Raw genomic sequence first — 17,682 nt, 5'->3', positions numbered from 1 at the left:
GGCTCACACATGACCCAGCGCTATGGCGGCTTGCAGGGCGGCTTCGCGGAGGCTATCCGGGCGTTCGCCGAACAGGCAGAGCAAGCCCTTGACGCTACCTTCCGCGAGATCGTGATCGAGATCGGCAGCAGCGTTATCCGCATGTCGCCGGTAGGCAACCCGGAGCTGTGGGCAGTCAACGTGGCTCACCGGGCGAAGGCGACCAGGGCCGCCGACGATTACGACTTCAAAGTTGCGGTACGCAACACCCTGATCAACCTGAACCAGGACAACTTCACCAAGGCCGGCAGGCTGCGTAAAGGCGTGAAGTACGCCAAACCCCTGACCAAGACCGAGCGCGAGCAGAACTTCGCTGTGAACGGCCTGGTTGCGGGCCAGGGCTATGTTGGCGGGCGGTTCCGGGGAAACTGGCAGTTCTCCATTGACTCTCCGGCGACCGAGGAACTCGACCGCATCGATCCGTCTGGCAGCGAGACAATTGCCGAGCTGATGGCCCAGGTCCAGGCGCTGACCATCGGCCAAACGGCGTACATCGTGAACAACCTGCCGTATGCGATTCCGTTGGAGTACGGTCACTCAACGCAGGCGCCTAGGGGCATGGTCCGGGTCACGCTGGATCGCTTTCAAGGCATTGTCGAAGAAGCAATAAGGAACAACAGAGTATGAGCCAAGCACGAGCCCGGCAGGCCATCGAGGCCAAGCTCGTAACTTGGGCAGCGGAGCGCCCGATTCGCGTGGCCAACTTCGAAGAGGAGTTCGAGGCCGTGGCTGGCGAGACTTACCTTCGTGCCTTCCAGCTACCGGCGAGCACGACCTGTCGCTACCTAGGCGGCGAGGCTTACGAATATAGCGGCGTCTATCAGGTCAGCATCGTTTGCCCAGCGGGCCAGCCTCTGGTAATCGCCGAGACGCTGGTAGGAGAGCTTTCGAGCCTCTTCCGGGTGGATTCGGAACTCAGCCGCAACGGATTCGAGGGCCTAGTCACCGAGCCAGTCGACCAGGGCCCAACCATCACCGAGTCGGCGACCTACACGGTCCCGGCCAGCTTCACCTACCGCGGCGTCGCGGACCAACCGCCCGCTGGGGCATAACCAACCGCCGCCCGGCGGGCTACCAAGAGGAAATACACATGGCCGCACGCATCCCGCTGCCAAACGGTTCTGTGCTGGAGATCGCCAGCACTCTGGGCACTGCCGTGCCTGTCACTGCCCTGACCAATGCAAAGCCACCAGTGGCGAGCTCGGTGGGTCATGGCCTCGATGCCGACGATATTCTGCTGATCAGCTCCGGCTGGGCCCTCATCAATGACCGCGCCGCGAAGGCTACCAACGTCACCACGGATGCGTTCTCGCTCGCCGGCCTGGATACCACCAATACCGACCGTTACACCGCTGGCGCCGGTGCCGGTTCCGTGATCCCTGTGTCGGGCTGGACCCAGATCTCGAAGGTGACCGGCTTCACCGTTTCCGGTGGTGAGCAGCAGTTCCTCACCGTCGGCTACCTCGAGAACGACGACGACCTGCAGTTCCCAACCAACCGCAACCCAATCAGCGTATCGGTGACGGTCGAGGACCAACCATCGGCCCTCTACGTACCGGTCGTTGAAGGCTATGACGACTCCAAGGAGCTGACCGTGATTCGGCTGAAACTGCCCGGTGGCGGCCAGATCCTGATGCCTGGCTATGTCAGCATCACCAGCACACCGACGATGGAGCGCAACCAGTTGATGACCCGCACCATCAGCGTTGGCCTGTCCGGTCGTCCAACCCGTTACAGCGCGTAAGGAGCCCTCATGGCGAAGATCAAGATCGCGCAGAACCCCACTTTCGCTGCTGTGGTGCAGGTTCCGCGTATTGGTGCCGAGCCGGTGCCGGTGGAATTTCAGTTCCGCTATATGGACCGCGTGGCCCTGTCCGCAATGTTCGACCGCTGGAACAAGGCGCGCGACGCCTGGGCGGAAAAGGCCCAGAAGGACGGCGCGACTTGGGAGGAGGTCACTACCGGTGAAATCGCCCTGCAGGCCGAGCAACTGGGCGAGATCGTCACAGGCTGGGACTTGGAGGACGAGTTCAGCACCGAGGCCATCGTAGACCTGGTGCGCACCTGTACCGGCGCGCCGAAGGCAGTAATCGACGCCTACCAAGCCGCCTACAGCCCGGCCCGCTTGGGAAACTGAAGGCGGCGGCCCGGGCCTGCTATGAACGAGGCCCATCCGCCGAGCAACTGGCGGCGCTGGGGCTGACCCTTGATGACATCGAGGAGGAGGTAGTGGAGGTCTGGCCAGATTCATGGCCTGCCTTCCGCCTGTTCGATGCGCTGGGCACGCAGTGGCGGGTGGCTTCGGGCGGCCCGTCAGGCCTGGACTACACCGCCATCCCTGCAACCGCCTCAATGCTCGGCATCAAGCGCCGCGACCTCACCGACATTTTCCCCGATCTCCGCGTTATGGAGGTTGAGGCCTTGGCCGTCATGGCCGAAATGATGGAGTAGATCATGACTACCATTGCCTCTCTCGGTATCCAGATCGAGTCTGGGGATGCCGTCGAAGCCAAGGACAACCTTGATCAGCTGACGGACGCCGGCAAGCGCAGCGAGGAGTCGGCTGGACGAACTGGGCGCGCCTGGGAGACTGCCTTGGGCAGCCTGCAGGGTGACACGCGGCAGATCGTTCAGGAGCTGCAGGCGCTCAACGCCAAGCAGGCCGAGTTGGCGCAGCAGATGGCCACCGTTGGGCGCGCTGTTACCAGCGCTTCCACGGCCTTCAGCAGCGCCGCAGCCAATATGGGGGCGTTCCGGACTGAGGCCGCGCAGGCGAGCAAGGTTCAGGAGGCACTCACCAGCGCCACGGATTCCGGCGCCCAGGCCGGCCTGCGCGCCGCGGAGTCTGCCGAAGAGCAACAGGCCAGGATTCTTGCCGTGGCCAAGGCCTCTCTGGAGGCTAGTCAGTACGTGCAGTCGCTGAACAGGGCGACCGAGCAGAGCGCCGAGGTCTCCGCCCGGGCGAATGCTGTGCTGTCAGACAGTGCAAGCCGTCAGGCGGCCATCAACAGCCGGGCTCAGGCTCTCATCGCCACGGAGGAGCGCCAGGCGGAGGCAGCGAAGAAAGCCGCCGGCGCGCATAGAGAGCAAGGTCAGGCGCTCGAGGAGTTGCTGGGCAAGATTGACCCGACCGTCGCGGCAATGAGTCGCCTCGATGCAATGGAGCAGAAGCTGAAGAGCTTCCGCACCAGTGGCGCGCTTGATGCCGAAACCTTTGGCGAGTACCAGGCGAAAATCGACCAGGCGCGCACTGCTCTGGGTGGCGCCGATACCGCACTTAGCAAAACCGGCATGACGGCTAAGGCCACGGCGGCCGCGCTGCGTGGTGTCCCTGCGCAGTTTACTGACATCTTCACATCCATTGCGGCTGGGCAGCCAATCATGATGGTTGCGTTGCAGCAAGGCGGCCAACTCAAGGACATGTTCGGCGGGATTGGGCCGGCGGCCAAGGCGCTGGGCGGCTACATCCTCGGCCTGGTCAACCCGTTCACCGTTGCTGCAGCAGCGGCTGCCGTTCTGGGATATGCCTATTACTCGGGGAGCGAGGAGGCTGTCAGGTTCCAAAAAGCGCTGATCATGACTGGCAACGCCGCCGGGACAACCTCCGATCGGCTTTCCGGAATGGCGCGCGAGGTTGCCGCCACCATCGGAACCACTAGTGCGGCGTCCGAGGTGCTCACTCAACTGGCGGACAGCGGAAAGATTGCCTCCGATAGCTTCGTTGGGATCACGGAGGCCACTCTTGAGTGGCGTTCGGCGACTGGCCGGGCAGTAGAGGAGACCGTCGCCGAATTCGTGAAGATCGGCAAGGACCCGGTGGCAGCGGCAAAAGACCTCAATGAGCAGTACAACTTCCTCACGGCGGCGACCTACTCGCAGATCGTCGCATTGAAGGAGCAGGGCGACACCATCGGGGCCGCCAAGCTACTCACCGATACCTACGTCGATACCATCAAGAACCGCAGCAAAGAAGTTACAGAGAACCTGTCGATCTGGGAGCGAGGCTGGAAAGCTGTAGCATCAGGGGCTAAAGAGGCGTGGGATGCGGTTGCTGACATCGGGCGCGAGGATACGCTTCAGCAGCAGATCGCAGATCTAACCGAGAATATCAGCAAGCGGCGCGCTCAAGGATGGACAACGGAACCATATGAACTCCAGCTGAAAGCTCTGATTCAGCAGCGAGATACGCAGGAGAAAATTGCCAAGGCGCGCGAGCGGGACGCTCAGCAGCAACAGGCGGCCATTGTTGCCATCGGCAAGATCGACGCCCTGGAAAAATCCGCTAGGACCAACGCCGAAAAACGTGCCGATGCGCTGAAGGAATACAAAAACTCCTTGGATGCGATCCGCAAGGTCAACCCGAATGATGAGCGGCTGAAGCCGGAAAACATCGCACGGGTGCAGGCCGACATCGCCAAGCAGTTCAAGGACACTCCTGGTCGGACTGGATCGGTTGACCTTTCTGGGTTCAACGACCGGAAGAACGCACTGGATGCCATTCTGGCTGAGTACAAGAACCACCAGAAGGAACTGGACGCTGCACAGAAGGCGGGCCTGATCTCCCAGGAGTCGTATGCCGCCCAGCGCGCTGCAATCATCGAACAGCAGAAGGCCGAGATCACCAACGCCTATGAGGCTGAGATCAAGGCCCTGGAGGATGCCAAAGGGCTCAGCAGCACCAGTGCCCAGCAGCGCATCCAGCTGGACCAGAAGATCGCCGATGCACGGGCAGCCATGGTAAAGGCGCAGAAGGACGCCGACAGCGAGCTTGCGGTGCTGGCGACCAATGAACAGGGCAGGCTGGCCAAGCAGGCCAGGGCAGTGCAGACCTATACCGACGCTCTCGACCAGCAGGTCGCAGCGCTTAGGTTGCAAGGACTGCGCGCGGTCGACGGCCTGGGTCTTGGTGACCGTCAACGCGGGCTGCAGGATCAGCAGAACGGCATTACCGATCGCATGAACCAGCAGCGATTGGAGCTGGCCAACCAGTATGGTGACGGCTCCCGAGGTATGAGCCTCGAGGAGTACAACCAGAAGCTGGCAGCTCTGAACAAGACCGAAAGGGACCTTCAGGAAACGACCATCGCCAACTACGACCAGATGACGGCCGCGCAGGGCGATTGGCGCAAGGGTGCGTCCTCGGCATTCCAGAATTACTTGGAGCAGGCGCGGGATGTGGCCGGGCAGACGAAAAGCCTGTTCACCAATGCTTTCTCCAGCATGGAGGATTCGATCGTCAACTTCGCCATGACCGGGAAGTTTTCGTTCGCAGACCTTACCAAGTCGATTCTGGCCGACATGGTGCGCATCGAGACCCAGCGTGCGGCGTCGGGCTTGCTCGGCAGCCTGGTCAGTTGGGGGAGCACTGCGGCGGCTGCGTACTTTGGTGGTGGTCCATCCTCGGCTGGTTCGACTCAGGCCGGATATAGCCCAGGGATCATGGATAACTTCGTTTCTGGTCAGCGCGCGGCCGGCGGCCCAGTGGCGGCAAGGTCGCTCTACCAAGTCAACGAGCTAGGCCCTGAATTGCTCAACCAAGGCGGCAAAACCTATCTGATGATGGGTAGTGAGGGAGGAAGCATTACGCCTCTTGGCCCGGCTTCCACTCCGGCAGCGCTGGCGAGCGCAGGAGGCGGGCTAGGCTCTGGATCGACAGTGAGCGTGAGCATCACAATCAATAGCGATGGCTCCAGTCAGATGGAGTCGAGCAGCCCGATGCTCGGGCAGTTCGGTAAAGAGATTGGGGCTTTTGTAGAGGCCAAGTACCGAAAGCTGTTGAGCATGGACCTACGCCCTGACGGCGCAATCGGCAGGACCATGCAGCGGCGCTGAGCGCCACGTCATTATTAACACCATACCGAGATCATCATGGCGATAGAAACCTTTCGCTGGCCCACCGAGCGCGGTGAGACGCCAGACATCCGGTACCGAGTACGTGAGGCTCGCTTCGGCGACGGCTTTCGCCAAACGGTGGGCGACGGCCCAAACAACAAGGAAGACTCCTACCCGATCACGGTAACAGGACGAAGGGCGCGCATTCATCAGGTGATGGATTTCCTTGATCGCCACTCTGGCTCGAAAGCCTTCCTCTGGACCACGCCGCTTGGCGACCTTGGGCTGTTCACCTGCGTAGATCCAAAACCCACGCCATTGGGAGGTGATCAATTCAGGGTCACCGCCACCTTCCAGCGGGCTTTCCACCCGTAAGGACCAACCAATGTCATTCATCAAGGACATCCAGACCTTAGAGCCTGGTAGTGAAGTGTTGCTGTTCGAACTGGACGGCAGTGAGTTCGGCGCCGATATCCTGCGGTTCCATGGTCATGCCATCCCGCACACGCCTGAGGAGCTGGCCGCGGCCGGCGCCGATGCCGACCAACTCCCGGCCAAGTCGATCTGGTGGCAGGGCGAGGAATATGGCGCCTGGCCCATGCAGATCGAAGGCATCGAGGCCAACTCGGACGGCACGGCGGTTCGGCCTACGGTCACGGTCGGTAACGTCAATGGGCGCATCACGGCGCTATGCCTGGCCTTCGACAACCTGCTTGAGTTCAAGCTGACAATTCGGCACACGCTGGGGCAGTACCTCGACGCGGTCAACTACCCGGGCGGAAACCCCGAGGCCGACCCGAACGAGGAAAGCATCGAGGTCTGGTACATCGACCAGAAGATCTCAGAAAACGGCACAACGGTGGCCTGGGAGCTGGCCAGCCCTGGCGACGTGGGCGGCGAGACGATTGGCCGGCAGATGACCCAGCTGTGCCACTGGGCCATGACCGGGGGCTACCGGGGGCCGAACTGCGGATACACCGGGCCGTACCGGGACAAGGACGGCAACCTCACCGACAACCCTGAACTGGATGAATGCGACGGGTGCCTGGGTACCGGATGCACCCCGCGCTTCGGCGAAGGCAACCAACTGCCCTTCGGCGGCTTCCCGGCTGTATCCATCATCGCGCGGAGCTGACCATGCGCAAACACATTCTCACCGTCGTGCAGCAGCACGCCGCGGCGGAGTACCCGCGCGAGTGTTGCGGGCTGATCGTCGCGGCGGGGCGGACCCAGCGGTACGTCCCATGCGACAACACGGCCAGCGACCCGGCAGAGGAATTCCGGATATCGCCGGAGCAGTACGCTGCGGCGGAGGACCAGGGCGAAGTCATCGGCATTGTCCACTCGCACCCGGATGCGACCAGTCGGCCGTCCCCGCGCGACCTGGCCATGTGCGAGGCCACGGGCTTACCCTGGCACATCCTGTCGTGGCCTGAGGGTGACCTGCGCACCATTACGCCCAAGGGTGAGACGCCGCTACTTGGGCGCCCATTCGTGCATGGGGCTTGGGACTGCTGGCAGGTTTGCGCGGACTGGTACCGTCGGGAGTGGGGGCTTGAGTTTCCAGCCTATGCCCGGGAGGACGGGTGGTGGGAGCAGGCCGACGGCCCGAGCCTCTACGAGCAGGCCTATGAGGCAGCTGGCTTCTACCAGGTCAGCCAGCCGGAGCGCGGCGACATGATTGTCATGGCCGTGGGCCGTACTGTGCATCCCAATCATGCTGGCATCTACCTAGGCGGTGATGCGCACCTATCAGGGGAGCAGGGCCAGGTGTTCGGCCCTGGGCCTTTCCTGCTGCACCACCTGTACGGCAGACCATCGGAGATCATCGTGTTCGGCGGGCCCTGGCTCGACCGTACGCGCCTTGTGTTGCGTCATCGGGACGCGAAGTGAAGCGGCTTGGCCGCAGGAGATGGACATGAAGCAGGTTTTTCTCACTGCGGCACGGGTCGGGTTTGAGCCTGAGGACATTGTCGTCTCGAAAGCGATGATTGAGGTCGGTCTCGCCGTTTTAGAGGAAACGGATGACCGACCCCTTTCACGACTTACGGTCGAAAGAGCCTTTCGGGAGATGTGCCTTCGCGGAATGCAAGAATCTGCTCTCTGGTCATCCGCCCTGTCACCACCTCAATGCCAAACACAAGAGCCTGATAGATGCGCATCAGCAACATGCAGTTGTCGCGAATATCAGCCAAAGACATGACTGCATTGGATTTATCTGGGGATTTTGGCTTGATTAGGTCAGTTAGCGTGGCGTCATCACCTTCGTTTAAACCCCACTGCCAATGCACAATCTTGTTTCTCGTCGGAGAGAGCTTTTCAAAGGCTTCAATCGTGTAGACAAGGTCCTTGGCGGGCGTTTCGCCATGTCCTGTCACGTCCGATAGCTTCGATTTCGTGTAGCGAACCATCCCAGCAATCGTCATATTCGTTTCGACGCAGATACGCTGTGCCTCCGCTACTGGCTTGCCCAAAGAGATGGCAAATAGTTCAGCGATCTTCCACTCAACCATCGAGTAGTTTGCAATGAACTGGCCTATGGCATGCAGATGGTGATCCGATGGGCCGACATCGTACACGCGCTCCCAGTCGATCGTGAATGGAGGGCGGGGCTGAAACTCTTTTTCCCTATCCAAGACTGCTCCTTGGTGATTGCTTGCACAATCCGGCTGGAATTGGCCGGCGCGACTGATTGAAGGCGCAACGCTACTACGCCCCGACCCAGCCCGCGTACTGGCTTTCCGTCCAGGGTGGATGGGTGGACAGGCTGGCCCACAAGCTCCATGTGAGCGATGATGGCATTTTGGATTTTGGGACAGCCATCATGAGCATTTGGGACGTTTTCGGCTCTATAGGTAATGCTCTAGATTCGGGGCTGCGCACCGTGCTTTCGACTGGTGACACAGTCGTGGAGCGTGTTGGAGGCGCGGCTCAGGCCGTGGAGGAGACGGTAAAGGAAAATCCTGTTGCCTCTGCAGCCATCGCCGCAGCTGTTACCGGTGGAGTAGCCTTTGTTGCCGCCCCGGCCATTGCAGCAGCAGCTGGATCTGCTGGTCTGCTCGGCGCTGCTAGCACAGGCACTGCGATTAGCACCCTTCATGGTGCAGCCCTGACTAATGCATCGCTTGCCGCGCTTGGCGGTGGTGCAGTTGCCGCCGGAGGTGGTGGAATGGCTGTTGGAAGTGCAGTTGTGGCTGGTACAGGGGCCGCTCTGGGCGGAGCAACGTCCGCAGCAATAGGCGCCGCTGGTAACAATTCCTGACTAGAGCCCAGCCCTGCGCTGGGCTTTTTGCGTTTGGTGCCGGCTAGCGCTAACTCGTGATATCGTTTTGCCTTTAGCAATGGAGGCGCTCGATGAAGGTCAAGAATTGGGATGGCTGGGAGCCGGAGTGGCTGAAGCTTGTAGACCATTATCAGAGCGCGCCGGCAATGCCGGGTGTGTACATCATCTGCGCTGACCGCGCGATCACACGTGCAGTCGGTATTGATGAGAATGGGATTCTCACGGTCGGTGAGTCGGATAACCTGAGGCGTCGCCTGGCCGCATTTGTCCGATGCGCTGGCTCGAAAGGCGCTAGGGGTCACATGGCTGGTTGGCGGTTTAGCTTCGCCTCGTTCGAAAAAATGTTCCCGCTGGATACGCTTTGGGTGAGCTGGTACCCCACCACCGACAAGGCTGCAGCCTATGCGAAGGAGGGCGAGATGCTGGGCCTGTATCTGGCAGAGCACTACGAGCTACCTCCGCTGAACTACAAATTCAACTGGTCTCCCCAGGAGCAGTGATCTGCAAGCCCAGTCCGTGCTGGGCTTTTTGCGTCGAGCTCCGGCCTGCGCCTAGCTGTCGTCGCGCCACGAGATGGCTTAGTCGAGGCTGTTCTCTCGCTCCGCTTCAGCGTCCTGCACATCGAACATCGCAGCGATGGTCTCGGTGTGCTTCTTCTGGGTGGTGGAGTAGAACATGCACCGGTTCAGGAGCAGCGTTTTCATCGACTTGGCTGAAAGAAGGTGTCGCGGCTCGACAACAAGTACCTCGACCTGATCGTTACGCGAGCTTGTCACCTCGATGGTGTAGCTCTCGACCCCGCCGTCTTCCCGCTTAGTGTGGCTGAGGCATTTGAAGGTGAGGGTGGGCTCTGGCACTTTATGCTCCGAGGATAGATGCGGCACTGGCTACCTTCCATTCAACGACCTTGCTTGCTGAAATATTCATCGAGCTGTTCATCGGTGAAATCAAAAGGCTTCTCAAGGAAAAGGTTCAGGAAGCGCGTAATCGTGGTCCGAGTCAGTACCTCGCGTGGTTGATCTGCGAGATACGACATGGCCTCATTTGGCGCCCACTTCGATGTTTTCTTTACCTTCTGAGTGATGAAGGATGTGGCTCCTTCGAGAAGCCCGATCCTATCAAGATTCTCAATGAGGTCCTCGACTTCGACTTCGCGCGCACGACGCTCAATAGTGAGGAGAGTGTGGTCTGCAAGCAGCATAAATCCATCTATGTGCAGGACCACAGTCAGAGCCGAGCGGTTGTATTCGCCGTTTCGCACCGCAAGCCAAACCTCAGAGATCCGGCCAGCATTTCGAATAAGACAGAGGAGGTCCTTGAGTGCTCCGTAAGTGCTGCTTTCATCGCGGATACGGTGAGGGCTCTCGATGCCCAGGATGGGCAGAGCTGTGCTCAGCGAAAGGCCTTTGCTGGCCAGAGGTTTCGGGCTGGCTTCCAGACGAGCAAGGATTTCAGCCGTAGCGGAACGCTTGTTGTCGTTAGCTGCCGCAACAATTTTGTCCTTTAGGGCTTCGGGAAGGCGGAGATTGAACTGTGGGTCGCTGCGACTCATTCGGATATTCTCAAAGGCATGGTCCTATGTATCACTACTATATACCGGTGGTGCACTCGTGAATCAATATCCGCATGTGGCAGTTTGGTGAGATCGGCCCATGGTTTACGTAGGGCACAAAAAGCCCGGCGCTTGGCCGGGCAACTACCGGGGGAGCAGAGCCAGGTGCTGCGCCATCGGGACGCCAAGTGATACATTCCGCCTTTTCAAGGGAGGGTTACATGCGAATTCTGATCGGAGCGGTGGGGCTTGCGTTGCTGGTGGGGTGCGCTTCGATGAATGAAAAGCGTGCTGACGGCCCGGCGCGCACTTTTTCCAGCAAACAGGCTGCCGATGAAGTTGCCGAATGCGTGCTAGTTGCATGGCAAAACCAATCCCTTGCTGGTGCGCACTACGATGTATCGCTGCAGCCGTTGCCAGGCGGCGGAAAGACAGTAGTAAGCGCCGGCCAAATCGAGTTTGCCGACTTCAAATCGACCGAAAATGGAAGCAGGGTTGAACTCTATTTCCAAACAGGGCTGATGGACTGGCGAAAGAACAGAAGAATTGAGGCGGTGACGACCTGCCTTTAGCAAAGCCGCCTTCGGGCGGTTTTTTATTCCCGGAGGAAAGCATGACCGTTGCATCCATTAATTACTCGCCCATGACCACGATCAAACTCTCCGGTTCGCTTGCTGCAAAGTTTGGCCGCTTACATCGGAGACAGATCGATTCTGGCTCAACTTGGGAAGTGTTTCAGGCGTTGAAAGCGACCCTGGAGGGATTCGAGGCAGAGATTAAACGGCTAGATGCTCTGGGGCTCCGATTCGCTATTTTCCGTAATCGGAAAAATGTTGGTGAGGATGACTTCGCACGCAGCGGCACTCGAGAGGTGCGCGTGATTCCCGTGGTCGCTGGCAGTAAGCGTGGCGGCCTTATGCAGACCGTCTTAGGGGTTGCGCTGATAGTTGCAGCATCGATCGCTACGGGTGGCTTGGGAGCTGCGTTCGCTGCTGGCGCCGGGGGATGGGGACTCGCAGCAGCAGCCGGTGTATCGATGATCGCCGGCGGCGTCATCCAGATGCTCAGCCCCCAGGCCAAAGGCCTATCCCAAAGCGCAGCCCCAGAGAACCTACCGTCCTACGCCTTCGGCAGCGCCAAGAACACCACGGCCAGCGGCAACCCGGTACCGATCTGCATCGGCGAGCGCCGGTGGGGCGGGGCGATCATCTCGGCCTCGATCCGGGCCGAAGACAAGAAGTAGCAACCAACCATAGGCGGTTATACCGCGGGAGATGGTCATGCAGCAGCGTTACATGATTACTATTCACGACCTGTTCACTGTGTGCGATGGAGTGCATTGCGGTGGCGAGACGTTCGTTGCGATCCTGGATGCAGACGTGGAAATCGACCGATTGAGATTCGCGGGAAGAACGAGCCCCGGCGCTGCCGGGCATCGCCGCAGCTATGTCGGCAAGCCAGGGCTCACTGCACAACTGGTTTCTGGGCCAGGGCGCATTACCTTCGAGGCGATCACTTCGGAGGCGTAAGGCCGCCTATGAAATCATCTGTGCCGAGCCGGTGTGAACCATAGTCGATGGTGTAGTTGGTGCCACGCGCTTCGGCCTCTGCCTCTGCTGCCTCTTTGCTCGGGTAGATGTCGACAAAGTGCCAGGTGGTTTTGTTAATCACCCCCCAGCCAAGCACCCAGCCAGCATTGTCAGGATCTGGGGGAAGGTTTTTTGCCAAGCTTCGGATGGTCATGAATCTCTCCTTGATTGAGTGACGGCACGACGCTACTACCCCGTCGGGTCAACTGCTACTGGCAATTCATCCACGCTGTACAACATTCCAGCCCGTCTAGTGCGGGTTTTTTCATGCCCGGAGGAAAGCATGGGCGCAGCACAGCAGCTCGACATTGCTGGCGCGAAAGGCGGCAGCAGCAAGCCAAAGACGCCGGTGGAGTCGCCGGACACCCTGCAGTCCACCAACATCGCCAGCATTCTCCTGGCCGTGGGCGAAGGCGAGTTCGACGGCACCCCGACCGACCGGGATATCTACCTCGACAACACGCCAATTATGGATGCCAGCGGCAACGTGAACTTCCCAGGTGTGAAGTGGGAGTGGCGCCCAGGCAGCATTGACCAGGAGTACATCAAGGGCATCCCGGCGGTCGAGAACGAGACGACTGTTAACGTCGAGCTGCGCAGCGATGCGCCGTTCTCTCGTGCGCTGACAAACACTCAGCTGTCCCGCCTGCGCCTGCGTTTCACCTGGCCACGCTTGTTCCGCCAAGACGACAACGGCAACACCAACGGCTACCGGATCGAGTACGCAATCGACGTGGCCACCGATGGTGGCGCTTACGCCGAGGCGCACCGCGGGGCCGTGGATGGCAAATCCATGAACGGCTACCAGCGCTCTGTCAGCGTTGACCTGCCGACGGCGACCTCGGGCTGGATGTTCCGCGTCCGCCGGATCACGCCGAACGCCAACAAGGGCACCATCGGCGACATGATGACCATCGCCGGTTACACCGAGATCATCGACGAGAAGCTGAGCTGCCCAAACACCGCGCTGCTTTACATCGAGTTCGATGCCCAGCAGTTCCAGAACATCCCCGAGGTCACGGTGCGGTGCAAGGCGCGCCGCTGGCCGGTGCCGAGCAACTACGACCCGATCACCCGGACCTACACCGGCGTGTGGGATGGCACCTTCAAGCAGGCCTGGACCAACAACCCGGCCTTCGTGACCTACGGCCTGTGTGTCGAGGACCGGTTCGGCCTGGGGAAGCGCATCAAGCCGTGGATGGTCGACAAGTGGGAGATGTACCGCATCGCCCAGTACTGTGACCAGCTGGTGCCGGACGGTCTGGGCGGGCAGGAGCCGCGCTACCTGTGCGACCTCAACCTGCAGGGCAGGGCCGAGGCCTGGGCCCTGCTGCGCGACCTGTCGGCGATCTACCGGGGCATGGTGTATTGGGCCCAGGGCTCGCTGTTCATGCAGGCCGACATGCCGCGTGAGCGGGACATCGACTACGTTTTCACGCGGTCGAACGTCATCGATGGCGACTTCGTCTACGGCGGCGCCGGGCGGGACACGCACTACAGCCGTGCCCTGGTCAGCTACGACAACCCGGCGAACAACTACGATACCGACGTGATCCCGGTCACCGACGCTGCCCTGCAGCGCCGCTACCGGGACCGCCCAATCGAGATCTCAGCCATTGGCTGCACCCGCGCCTCCGAGGCCCAGCGCCGCGGCAAGTGGGTGCTGCTGAGCAACGACCAGGACCGCACCGTTACCTTCCGCACCGGCATCGAGGGCCGCATCCCGCTGCCTGGCTACGTCATTCCCGTGGCTGACGAGCTGGTGGCCGGGCGCCCGAACGGCGGTCGGATCTCGGCAGCTGCCGGCAGGGTGGTGACGCTGGACCGCGACACGCCGATCAAGGCCGGCGACCGGTTGATCGTTAACCTACCGAACGGTACCGCCCAGGCCCGCACCGTGCAGTCGGTAGCAGGCCGCGCGGTGACCGTGACCACGGCCTACAGCGTGCAGCCAGAACCGCAGTTGCAGTGGGCAATCGACTACGAGGACCTGGCCGTCCAGCTGTTCCGGGTGCTGAAGACCTCGCGTACCCAGGAAGGGCACTGGGAGATCACTGCGCTCGAGTTCAACCCGAGCAAGTTCGCGGCGATCGATACCGGGGCCAAGCTGGAAAGCCGACCGATCAGCATTATCCCAGTCACCACCGTGGCCCCGCCGGCCAGCGTCACCCTGTCCTCGGCCTACGTGGTCAACCAGGGTATAGCGGTCAGCACCATGACCATTGCCTGGCCAGCCGTTGAAGGGGCCGTGGCCTATGACGTGGAGTGGCGCAAGGACGATGGCAACTGGGTGCGCCTGCAGCGCGTCGGTACCACCTCGGTTGATGTGGTGGGCATCTACGCCGGCGCCTACGTGGCCCGGGTGCGGGCGGTTAGCGCGTTCGAGATCACTTCCATCTGGAAGAGCTCGGACCTGACCCAGCTCAAGGGGAAGGAGGGCGAGCCGCCGGCGGTGGCGTTCCTTTCCACGGCACCGGAAATCTTCGGCATCCGTGTGGCCTGGGGCTTCCCGGAAGGGGCAAGTGACACCGAGTACACCGAGCTGCAGATGGCCTCCGAGGAGACCGGCCAGAACCCAGTGGACCTCGGCCGCTTCGCCTATCCGACGACGACCTACCTGCACAGCGGCATGGCCGCCGGCGTGGTGCGGTACTTCCGCGCTCGTCTGGTCGACCGTTCAGGTAACGTCGGCCCTTGGTCGGACTGGACCTATGGTCAGTCGAACGCAGACGCATCGGAAATCCTCGACTACATCACCGGCAAGATCACCGAGACCGAGCTCGGGCAGGGCCTGCTGACGGAGATTGAGAAAATTTCCGGCGAGGGGCCGGACTCGGTGAATGGCCGAATCGAGGCAGCCAAGCAGGAGTTGGAGGGCCTGATCACCGAGCTGACCGACCCGCTTGAGTACGTGCCCACCAATGCCTACCTGAAGAACGACGCAGTGCGCAAAGGCCAGCGCTTGTACATGGCGATCGCAGATGTGCCGGCAGCAGCTGATGGAGCCAATGCGCCGCCGAACCCGACCTACTGGGTCGATATCGGCAGCATCGCCGAGACGGCAAATGGCCTAGCCCAGGCCGTGTCAAAGAACACCGCCGACATCAGTACCATCGACGGCAAGGTAACGGCCAATGCCGCAATGCTGCAGGCCGTGCAGTCCGCCTACCGCGATGATGACGGGGAGGGCGCCCTGAACGATGCGTTGCGGGGTTGGGATACCCTGGCCAAGGTCTCGGAAGAGTCGCGCACCCGCGCCACGCAGAACGAGGCCATGGCCAGCCGGATGACAACGGTTGAGGCCAGTGTCGGCGAGAACAAGGGCAGCATTCGCAGCCTCGAGCAGACCGTCGTCACGAATGAGCAGGCCACAGCTAGCCGATTCTTGGATGTGAACACCAAGGTCGGCGCCAACTCGGCCAGCATCTCGGCGCTGGAGAAGACTGTCACCGACAACGAGTCGTCGACCGCATCGCGCCTGGAGACCGTTAATTCCCGGGTGGACGCGACGAATTCGGCGCTCGACCAGGAAAAGGCCGACCGTGCTGATGCTGTTGCCGGGGAGCGTGCGCTGCGTGAGGCATCCATCAGCGATGAGGCCGCCACTCGCGCGGATGCTGACCAGGCGCTCGGCACCCGTATCGGTTACATGGAAGCGTCGTTCACGGTGCCGCAGAGCGAGCGTGATGACAGCGGCGAGGGAGCGCTGGCTGGTGCCCTGAAGGGCTGGGAAAACACCGCCAAGATTGCCGAAGAGTCGAAGGTGCGGGCAACCGAAATCGACGCCCAGGCGAAGAAGACCGAGACGCTAGAAGTGTCGTTCAACTCCGGCCTGGACAAGACCAACGGCGAACTCCAAAAGACCAACGCCGCGGTGCAGGTCACCAGCCAGGCCCTGGCCGCGCTGGACGGCAAGGCCAGCACGATGTGGTCGGTCAAGATGCAGATCAACGCCCAAGGCCAGTATGTGGCCGCCGGTATTGGTCTCGGCATCGAGAACGGCCCGGCGGGCCTGCAAAGCCAATTCCTCGTATCGGCGGACCGGTTCGCGGTGGTCAACGGCATCAACGGCACGCTGTCTGCTCCGTTCGTTGTCCAGGGAGGCCAGGTGTACATCAACCAGGCATTCATCAACCAGGCGTTCATCCAGAACATCGTTCTCGGTATGACCTTGAGGTCCCAGGCCGTCGACTCTGCTGGCCGTCCGCTGATCGAGCTGAACATGGTCACCGGTGCCGTTTCGATCCGTGGGCAGTCGGTCGATGGATCGATCCTGTTGAATAACAACGGCCTGTACGTCTACGACAACAACGGGGTAGAGCGTACGGCAGTGGGGAGGCTGACCTGATGGCTGTGCAGTACGGTGGCCGGACGCGCAACGCGTCCGGTGTTGTCACGCTGGATACGTCGGTGACCGCGCTGCGGTCGATCTACACGACGCAGGTGCAAGGGAATGGAGCTTGGGACCAATACTTCTCGATACCGCAAATAAAGGCCGATTCATTCGTCGTCGTGCAATCGCCGACACCGAACGTAGCGAGCGGAGTTGAGGCCTGGTGGTCGCCGGGCCAGCTCCATTTGCGGCGGGCGTATAGCGGTCGATGGATTGTGAAGGTGCTCTCCTACGGCGATGCGCCGGACGCAACGACCAAGTACGGGATAAGAGCTCGAAGCGACAACAACCTGGTGCAGATCGATAACGTTAACAAAGTCATGAGCGTGGCGGGGTTTGGTTCCTTTCTGCTTGGTTACCGAGGCCCTCGCGACTACATCTTCACGGGGCGCGGGAATTTTCCGGTGGCAATAACTACAACGGAAGAGCCGTATGTTTTTCTCCGATCTGATACAGGGATGATGGTATGCAGATATCGAGTACTTGGTTCTCCTGGTGCCTGGACCGGATTTACAGTGGATGCCTGGTTTGGAGGACCATTTTCCAACTTGCTCTACACCGTGCATTGGATGGTTGGATCATCAACCCCAAGTTCGACTGACAGTGATTATGGAATCCGGATTAGGAATGAGTCTTCGGAACGGACGTTCAACAGCAACGACAACCTAATTCTGTTGAGCGGCGGTGCGCCATCTTCAGATAGGTTTGTTCGTGCAGGTACGCCGATAGAGACCCCAACAGTCTACTGGTCAAGTTTCCAGATGCCGTGGACAGGGAGCGTAGATGACTACTTTCTTGCCTCCACTCTTCTTCCAACTTTTGACGATGGTTTGAATGTCTACGATAACCCGGCAGGTTTTTTGGTTGGGAATAGAAGCGTTTTGCAAGCTTATTCAGGCTCCTATAACTCAAGCACAGGCGCAGCTGGTGTAAACGGCAGAACGGTTTTCGCCGGCCGCCCTATGCGCCCTCTCTAAATTTATCCAAAGGAAAC

Annotated in this window: 20 protein-coding genes; 16 read left to right on the top strand and 4 right to left on the bottom strand. The window is 60.7% G+C overall.

Annotated features, from left to right (window positions below):
* Positions 1-9: 9 nt before the first annotated feature.
* The 9 genes from K8374_RS12880 to K8374_RS12840 all read left to right on the top strand — a co-directional run bounded on the left by K8374_RS12880 (position 10) and on the right by K8374_RS12840 (position 7,764).
* A complete protein-coding gene (locus K8374_RS12880; protein WP_411969516.1) occupies positions 10-666 on the top strand; it encodes a hypothetical protein in 657 nt (218 codons plus the stop codon).
* Positions 663-1,091 carry a phage tail terminator-like protein gene (locus K8374_RS12875; protein WP_224455877.1) on the top strand — a complete coding sequence of 143 codons (429 nt, stop codon included), beginning with the start codon at positions 663-665 and terminating at the stop codon, positions 1,089-1,091. The genes K8374_RS12880 and K8374_RS12875 overlap by 4 nt, the downstream gene beginning before the upstream one ends.
* A gap of 38 nt (positions 1,092-1,129) precedes the next feature.
* Positions 1,130-1,783, top strand: coding sequence for a phage tail protein (locus K8374_RS12870; RefSeq protein ID WP_224455876.1), 654 nt, complete (start codon positions 1,130-1,132; stop codon positions 1,781-1,783).
* Positions 1,784-1,792: 9 nt separating this feature from the next.
* Positions 1,793-2,176 carry a phage tail assembly chaperone gene (locus tag K8374_RS12865; RefSeq protein WP_224455875.1) on the top strand — a complete coding sequence of 128 codons (384 nt, stop codon included), beginning with the start codon at positions 1,793-1,795 and terminating at the stop codon, positions 2,174-2,176.
* Positions 2,177-2,238: 62 nt separating this feature from the next.
* Positions 2,239-2,490, top strand: a complete 252-nt coding sequence (locus K8374_RS12860; protein WP_224459322.1) for a DUF1799 domain-containing protein — start codon at positions 2,239-2,241, stop codon at positions 2,488-2,490.
* Between the two features lie 3 nt (positions 2,491-2,493).
* Positions 2,494-5,871, top strand: a complete 3,378-nt coding sequence (locus tag K8374_RS12855; protein ID WP_224455874.1) for a phage tail tape measure protein — start codon at positions 2,494-2,496, stop codon at positions 5,869-5,871.
* Positions 5,872-5,907: 36 nt separating this feature from the next.
* Entirely contained in the window at positions 5,908-6,246 is a 339-nt protein-coding gene (locus tag K8374_RS12850; protein ID WP_224455873.1) for a phage tail protein, read from the top strand.
* Between the two features lie 10 nt (positions 6,247-6,256).
* Complete coding sequence (locus K8374_RS12845) at positions 6,257-7,006, top strand: phage minor tail protein L (protein WP_224455872.1); 750 nt, start codon at positions 6,257-6,259, stop codon at positions 7,004-7,006.
* 2 nt (positions 7,007-7,008) lie between these two features.
* The gene (locus K8374_RS12840) at positions 7,009-7,764 is read left to right on the top strand and encodes a C40 family peptidase (protein ID WP_224455871.1); all 756 of its coding nucleotides are present in this window, start codon (positions 7,009-7,011) and stop codon (positions 7,762-7,764) included.
* Between the two features lie 152 nt (positions 7,765-7,916).
* Here K8374_RS12840 and K8374_RS12835 read toward each other — a convergent pair whose 3' ends face one another.
* On the bottom strand, positions 7,917-8,507 hold the full coding sequence (locus K8374_RS12835; RefSeq protein ID WP_224455870.1) for a hypothetical protein: 591 nt from the start codon (positions 8,505-8,507) through the stop codon (positions 7,917-7,919).
* Between the two features lie 480 nt (positions 8,508-8,987).
* Between K8374_RS12835 and K8374_RS26230 the strand changes: the two genes are divergently transcribed.
* Both K8374_RS26230 and K8374_RS12830 read left to right on the top strand, forming a co-directional pair.
* Positions 8,988-9,110, top strand: a complete 123-nt coding sequence (locus K8374_RS26230) for a hypothetical protein (protein ID WP_263498513.1) — start codon at positions 8,988-8,990, stop codon at positions 9,108-9,110.
* 115 nt (positions 9,111-9,225) lie between these two features.
* Positions 9,226-9,654, top strand: coding sequence for a GIY-YIG nuclease family protein (locus K8374_RS12830; protein ID WP_224455869.1), 429 nt, complete (start codon positions 9,226-9,228; stop codon positions 9,652-9,654).
* 78 nt (positions 9,655-9,732) lie between these two features.
* Here K8374_RS12830 and K8374_RS12825 read toward each other — a convergent pair whose 3' ends face one another.
* Together K8374_RS12825 and K8374_RS12820 are read right to left on the bottom strand one after the other, a co-directional pair.
* Positions 9,733-10,011 carry a hypothetical protein gene (locus K8374_RS12825; protein WP_224455868.1) on the bottom strand — a complete coding sequence of 93 codons (279 nt, stop codon included), beginning with the start codon at positions 10,009-10,011 and terminating at the stop codon, positions 9,733-9,735.
* Between the two features lie 41 nt (positions 10,012-10,052).
* The gene (locus K8374_RS12820; RefSeq protein ID WP_224455867.1) at positions 10,053-10,706 is read right to left on the bottom strand and encodes an Arc family DNA-binding protein; all 654 of its coding nucleotides are present in this window, start codon (positions 10,704-10,706) and stop codon (positions 10,053-10,055) included.
* Positions 10,707-10,927: 221 nt separating this feature from the next.
* Here K8374_RS12820 and K8374_RS12815 point away from each other — a divergent pair, with 221 nt between their 5' ends.
* The 3 genes from K8374_RS12815 to K8374_RS12805 are packed head-to-tail and all read left to right on the top strand — an operon-like array spanning position 10,928 to position 12,235.
* Positions 10,928-11,278 (top strand): hypothetical protein, encoded by a 351-nt coding sequence (locus K8374_RS12815; RefSeq protein ID WP_224455866.1) that lies wholly within the window; start codon positions 10,928-10,930, stop codon positions 11,276-11,278.
* A 41-nt stretch (positions 11,279-11,319) separates the two neighbouring features.
* The gene (locus tag K8374_RS12810; RefSeq protein ID WP_224455865.1) at positions 11,320-11,949 is read left to right on the top strand and encodes a tail assembly protein; all 630 of its coding nucleotides are present in this window, start codon (positions 11,320-11,322) and stop codon (positions 11,947-11,949) included.
* A 37-nt stretch (positions 11,950-11,986) separates the two neighbouring features.
* Positions 11,987-12,235: a hypothetical protein gene (locus K8374_RS12805; protein ID WP_224455864.1), complete on the top strand. Its 249-nt coding sequence runs from the start codon at positions 11,987-11,989 to the stop codon at positions 12,233-12,235.
* Here K8374_RS12805 and K8374_RS12800 read toward each other — a convergent pair.
* Positions 12,219-12,449, bottom strand: a complete 231-nt coding sequence (locus K8374_RS12800) for a hypothetical protein (protein ID WP_224455863.1) — start codon at positions 12,447-12,449, stop codon at positions 12,219-12,221. The two genes, K8374_RS12805 and K8374_RS12800, sit on opposite strands and share 17 nt — an antisense overlap.
* Positions 12,450-12,578: 129 nt before the next feature.
* Between K8374_RS12800 and K8374_RS12795 the strand changes: the two genes are divergently transcribed.
* Positions 12,579-16,643, top strand: coding sequence for a phage tail protein (locus K8374_RS12795; RefSeq protein WP_224455862.1), 4,065 nt, complete (start codon positions 12,579-12,581; stop codon positions 16,641-16,643).
* Positions 16,643-17,665 carry a hypothetical protein gene (locus tag K8374_RS12790; RefSeq protein WP_224455861.1) on the top strand — a complete coding sequence of 341 codons (1,023 nt, stop codon included), beginning with the start codon at positions 16,643-16,645 and terminating at the stop codon, positions 17,663-17,665. The genes K8374_RS12795 and K8374_RS12790 overlap by 1 nt, the downstream gene beginning before the upstream one ends.
* Positions 17,666-17,682 lie beyond the last annotated feature (17 nt).

It is taken from the genome of Pseudomonas sp. p1(2021b) (assembly GCF_020151015.1).
GTDB lineage: Bacteria > Pseudomonadota > Gammaproteobacteria > Pseudomonadales > Pseudomonadaceae > Aquipseudomonas > Aquipseudomonas putida_K.
This window is presented reverse-complemented; position numbering and strand designations above follow the sequence as displayed.

Excerpts from the sequence above, each read along its gene's own strand:
- K8374_RS12880 (WP_411969516.1), top strand. The coding sequence starts at position 10 with ATGACCCAGCGCTATGGCGGCTTGCAGGGCGGCTTCGCGGAGGCTATC.
- K8374_RS12875 (WP_224455877.1), top strand. The coding sequence starts at position 663 with ATGAGCCAAGCACGAGCCCGGCAGGCCATCGAGGCCAAGCTCGTAACT.
- K8374_RS12870 (WP_224455876.1), top strand. The coding sequence starts at position 1,130 with ATGGCCGCACGCATCCCGCTGCCAAACGGTTCTGTGCTGGAGATCGCC.
- K8374_RS12865 (WP_224455875.1), top strand. The coding sequence starts at position 1,793 with ATGGCGAAGATCAAGATCGCGCAGAACCCCACTTTCGCTGCTGTGGTG.
- K8374_RS12855 (WP_224455874.1), top strand. The coding sequence starts at position 2,494 with ATGACTACCATTGCCTCTCTCGGTATCCAGATCGAGTCTGGGGATGCC.
- K8374_RS12850 (WP_224455873.1), top strand. The coding sequence starts at position 5,908 with ATGGCGATAGAAACCTTTCGCTGGCCCACCGAGCGCGGTGAGACGCCA.
- K8374_RS12845 (WP_224455872.1), top strand. The coding sequence starts at position 6,257 with ATGTCATTCATCAAGGACATCCAGACCTTAGAGCCTGGTAGTGAAGTG.
- K8374_RS12840 (WP_224455871.1), top strand. The coding sequence starts at position 7,009 with ATGCGCAAACACATTCTCACCGTCGTGCAGCAGCACGCCGCGGCGGAG.
- K8374_RS26230 (WP_263498513.1), top strand. The coding sequence starts at position 8,988 with ATGCATCGCTTGCCGCGCTTGGCGGTGGTGCAGTTGCCGCCGGAGGTG.
- K8374_RS12830 (WP_224455869.1), top strand. The coding sequence starts at position 9,226 with ATGAAGGTCAAGAATTGGGATGGCTGGGAGCCGGAGTGGCTGAAGCTT.
- K8374_RS12820 (WP_224455867.1), bottom strand. The coding sequence starts at position 10,706 with ATGAGTCGCAGCGACCCACAGTTCAATCTCCGCCTTCCCGAAGCCCTA.
- K8374_RS12815 (WP_224455866.1), top strand. The coding sequence starts at position 10,928 with ATGCGAATTCTGATCGGAGCGGTGGGGCTTGCGTTGCTGGTGGGGTGC.
- K8374_RS12810 (WP_224455865.1), top strand. The coding sequence starts at position 11,320 with ATGACCGTTGCATCCATTAATTACTCGCCCATGACCACGATCAAACTC.
- K8374_RS12805 (WP_224455864.1), top strand. The coding sequence starts at position 11,987 with ATGCAGCAGCGTTACATGATTACTATTCACGACCTGTTCACTGTGTGC.
- K8374_RS12800 (WP_224455863.1), bottom strand. The coding sequence starts at position 12,449 with ATGACCATCCGAAGCTTGGCAAAAAACCTTCCCCCAGATCCTGACAAT.
- K8374_RS12795 (WP_224455862.1), top strand. The coding sequence starts at position 12,579 with ATGGGCGCAGCACAGCAGCTCGACATTGCTGGCGCGAAAGGCGGCAGC.
- K8374_RS12790 (WP_224455861.1), top strand. The coding sequence starts at position 16,643 with ATGGCTGTGCAGTACGGTGGCCGGACGCGCAACGCGTCCGGTGTTGTC.